The organism is uncultured Oceanicoccus sp. (assembly GCF_963968385.1).
Taxonomy (GTDB): Bacteria; Pseudomonadota; Gammaproteobacteria; order Pseudomonadales; family Dasaniaceae; genus Oceanicoccus.
Genome location: NZ_CAXAHB010000112.1, coordinates 1 through 3516 on the forward strand (window position 1 = coordinate 1; position 3516 = coordinate 3516).

Sequence of the window (3516 nt, forward strand, 5' to 3'; positions counted from 1 at the left end):
AATAACCAATGATGAATAATCAATGATTAAAAATTGATACCATTAGTTTTACCCTGATTGGCGGCAGTGGTTTATGATTACCGTTATTTTATTGTCATTATTTTATTGTTTAAGTTGTTTGCTGTGGCCTGAGTCCACGAATTAGCAGGATCATAATTATGCGTATGCAAAGTATTCGGGTGGCGATTATCCTTTCGCTAATTTTAGTGTTGATGCTCACCTATCTATTTTTGCAGCTGCGAGAGCAAGGCAGAAATATGCGCAGCGACGATCCAAGAGTATGGGATAACGTCATTGCCGCTTTTGAAGCCAGCGATAAAACCCATCCACCACCGCAACAGGCGGTATTATTTCTCGGCGACTCCAGCATTCGTTTATGGGATACGCTGGCCGATGATATGCAGCCGCTGACCGTTTTCTCCCGCGGCTTTGGTGGTGCCAAAATTATTGATCTAAGTTATTACATTAACCGCATAGTCAGTCCATACCAGCCGGCAGCGATGGTGATCTATATCGGCAGCAATGATTTTACTACCGCCTATGGCAATACAGCGAAAACATTGGCGCAAGTTAAACCGTTATATTTGCAACTGCTAGATCGTCTAAATGGCGCGGCACCGGATGCCAAGTTGTTTATTGTGGCGCTAAAACCTACCACCCAAAACTGGGCTAACTGGTCTTTGTTAACGCAGGCCAATCAGTTTTTGCAATCATTGGCGGCTCAGCGTGATAATGTATTTTTTATTGATGCCAATGCCGGTTTGTTAACCACAGCAGCAGTCCCTGATGCCGATTTATTATTGTCTGATGGCCGGCATCATAATGATCAGGGTTATCAGGTTTGGGGTGCTGCAATCAAAGCCTCATTAACAAATAACCTATAAACAGACGGTATTGATTCTGCGGCGATTGCCAATAGCATAAGGAGCCAGTGTTGAGAAAACTAAAAAACGAAGCAGAGTTAGTCAAACAGGCAATCAAAGTAGGCGATGTCTATGCGCAGAAACGTGGCGTAGGTCAATTTGAAGGAACCGATTCATCGCATGATAAAATTGCTTATCTCTATCGCCTGTTAGTCCACGATAAATTAATTCAGCCCTTGGCCAAAGGAGAGGAGAAAGAGCCGGCAATGAAGCATAAACTGGCGCTATGGATTTATCGACAGTTGCCGGAAGATCATCCGCTTAAAAAATAAACAGTGTGCTGATATTAATCGCGCTTGCCCAGAGTTTGGAAGCGGTGAATAATTAAAAAAATCTGCGCAGTCAGTGCAATAATAAACCCGCTACCACCCACCATTAAGCCCAACAAGGCATAGCCTTCCTGTGCTATCGAGGGCGCCATTAATTTATCGGCCGATTGAATAAAACCCAGGCCAATAAAAAACAGTAACGCGCCCAATGCATAAAGCCTTAAGGTTTTACGTTGATTATCGATCAGGTGTTTGAGGGTTTTATGCATCAGTAGGCACCGGTATCTCGCAGAGACTGCTAACTAGCGCCGGAGTTTTAGCGCTAGGCGAGTAGATTGACCATAATGTTTTCATACATGACCGTCAGCGTATTTAAATCTTCAGCAGCTATAGCCTCATCGACTTTATGTATGGTGGCGTTAACCGGCCCCAGTTCCACCAATTGACTGCCGGTGGGTGCAATAAAGCGCCCATCCGAAGTGCCGCCAGCGGTAGACAGTTCAGTATCGATATTGGCGCTGTCGCGAATTGCTTTAACGGTAGCATCAATTAAATCGCCTTCCGAGGTAAGAAAGGGTTGGCCGCTCAGTTTCCAGACAATGTCATAGTCTAATTGATGTTTATTTAAAATAGCTTCGGTGCGTTGGCGCAGATCCTGTTCCGTTAATTCAGTGGAAAAACGGAAATTAAAAATAATCTTCAGTTCACCGGGAATAACATTGGTGGCACCGGTACCGCCATTGATATTAGAAATCTGGAATGAGGTCGCCGGAAAAAAATCATTGCCGTTATCCCATTGCTCTGCCGCCAGTTCAGCCAATGCAGGAGAGACATTATGAATAGGGTTATCCGCCAGATGTGGGTAGGCCACATGACCTTGAACACCCTTTACGGTCAGTTCACAACCAAGAGAGCCACGACGGCCATTTTTGATCACATCGCCCACTTGTTGGGTAGAAGAGGGTTCACCCACGACACACCAGGTAATTTTTTCGTTCTGCTGTTCTAACCACTCCACCACCTTCACGGTACCGTTAATCGCTATGCCTTCTTCATCACTGGTAATCAGAAAAGCAATACGGCCTTTGTGGTTGGGGTGCTCAGTTACAAAGCGCTCGCAGGCAGTAACCATCGCTGCCAGGCTGCCTTTCATATCCGCGGCCCCGCGGCCATAGAGCATACCGTCTTCGATTACCGGCTCAAAAGGCGGGTGTTGCCACTGTTCTTCCGGCCCGCTAGGCACCACATCGGTGTGGCCGGCAAAACACAGAATAGGGCCTTCATCACCATGCACCGCCCAAAAATTATCGACATCATCAAAGCGCAGTTTTTCAGTTTTAAAACCGACGGCGGTGAGCCGATCGATCATTAACTGCTGGCAGCCAGCATCCTCGGGCGTTACAGAAGCTCGTGAAATTAGCTCGAAGGTGAGTTGCAGAGTGGGTGATAGTGCTGTCATTGCTTACCTGATTGTCGTGTTTACTGGCGCTATTGTAACAGTGCCGGGTGGCAAATAAAAAACCAACGATGGTGTTTGTAGCTGTTTGGTTTATTTTAAAGTGTCAGTAAATTGAGCTTGGTAATCCAAAATACGCTGGGCATTAGCCCCCAGATCACTTCGGCCAACCCTTGATACAGAGCGCAGATCAATAACACTGCCGTTCTCGGTAGCCTGAATACGGATAACAATATCGTCCTTAAAGCCGAACCAGAAGGTGGTATCAACGGCTTCAATTCTGCCTGCCTCTTGGTCCTGTGCGTAAATAGACCAACCCATGGTTTGCGCGGTGACGACGGCTTGGGCAAAAGCGTCAACCGGAGCTAGTGTAGATTGTAATGAACTTACCGCGGGAAAATGTGCCTTTTGAATAGCGGCAATCTGCGGCGTATAAGCCAGCGGGTTGCTATTCTCACCACGCTGCTCAATCGCTGCTACAAACTGCGGCGGGTTTTCAAGATCGGTACTGATATTGTGGATAGCGGCACCGCCTGTGCCATCACCACGCAGAACCATAGCGACAAGCACCAGCGGTGGTAGCGCAAACAGGCTGGCATAACGCAGCGCAGTTTTGGTGCCGGCAGCGGGTTTGCGGTAGAGCCAGATCGCATTGATAATTTGAATTAGTAAACTGCCAAGCATGGAAACGGCCAGCAACAGCAAGCCAACAGTAAAAGGCCATAGGCCAAAACGTGTGCCCAGTGCTGATAGCGGTAATAAAACCAGTAGGATAATCGATAGTCTTCGAATTCGAAGGGCGCCTTTTGATGCATCGTTAGTTGTCGCTGTTGTCATACGGCTCTCTCCTGCAGCATAGGTTTGAACT

General features: G+C 47.1%; 5 protein-coding genes. 2 read left to right on the forward strand and 3 right to left on the reverse strand.

The window, feature by feature from the left end; translation table 11 throughout:
• The first annotated feature begins 158 nt into the window (after positions 1 to 158).
• Together AACP44_RS08720 and AACP44_RS08725 are read left to right on the forward strand one after the other, a co-directional pair.
• On the forward strand, positions 159 to 884 hold the full coding sequence (locus tag AACP44_RS08720) for a GDSL-type esterase/lipase family protein (RefSeq protein WP_339340142.1): 726 nt from the start codon (positions 159 to 161) through the stop codon (positions 882 to 884).
• 50 nt (positions 885 to 934) lie between these two features.
• On the forward strand, positions 935 to 1195 hold the full coding sequence (locus AACP44_RS08725; RefSeq protein WP_339340143.1) for a DUF5062 family protein: 261 nt from the start codon (positions 935 to 937) through the stop codon (positions 1193 to 1195).
• 14 nt (positions 1196 to 1209) lie between these two features.
• Here the strand turns inward: AACP44_RS08725 and AACP44_RS08730 are convergent, their stop codons facing one another.
• The 3 genes from AACP44_RS08730 to AACP44_RS08740 form a co-directional block, all read right to left on the reverse strand.
• The gene (locus AACP44_RS08730) at positions 1210 to 1461 is read right to left on the reverse strand and encodes a hypothetical protein (RefSeq protein ID WP_339340144.1); all 252 of its coding nucleotides are present in this window, start codon (positions 1459 to 1461) and stop codon (positions 1210 to 1212) included.
• Positions 1462 to 1514: 53 nt separating this feature from the next.
• The gene (dapE, locus tag AACP44_RS08735) at positions 1515 to 2651 is read right to left on the reverse strand and encodes a succinyl-diaminopimelate desuccinylase (protein WP_339340145.1); all 1137 of its coding nucleotides are present in this window, start codon (positions 2649 to 2651) and stop codon (positions 1515 to 1517) included.
• A 90-nt stretch (positions 2652 to 2741) separates the two neighbouring features.
• Positions 2742 to 3516, reverse strand: a 775-nt coding sequence (locus AACP44_RS08740; protein WP_339340146.1) for a DUF1499 domain-containing protein, incomplete at its 5' end; no start/stop codon positions are given.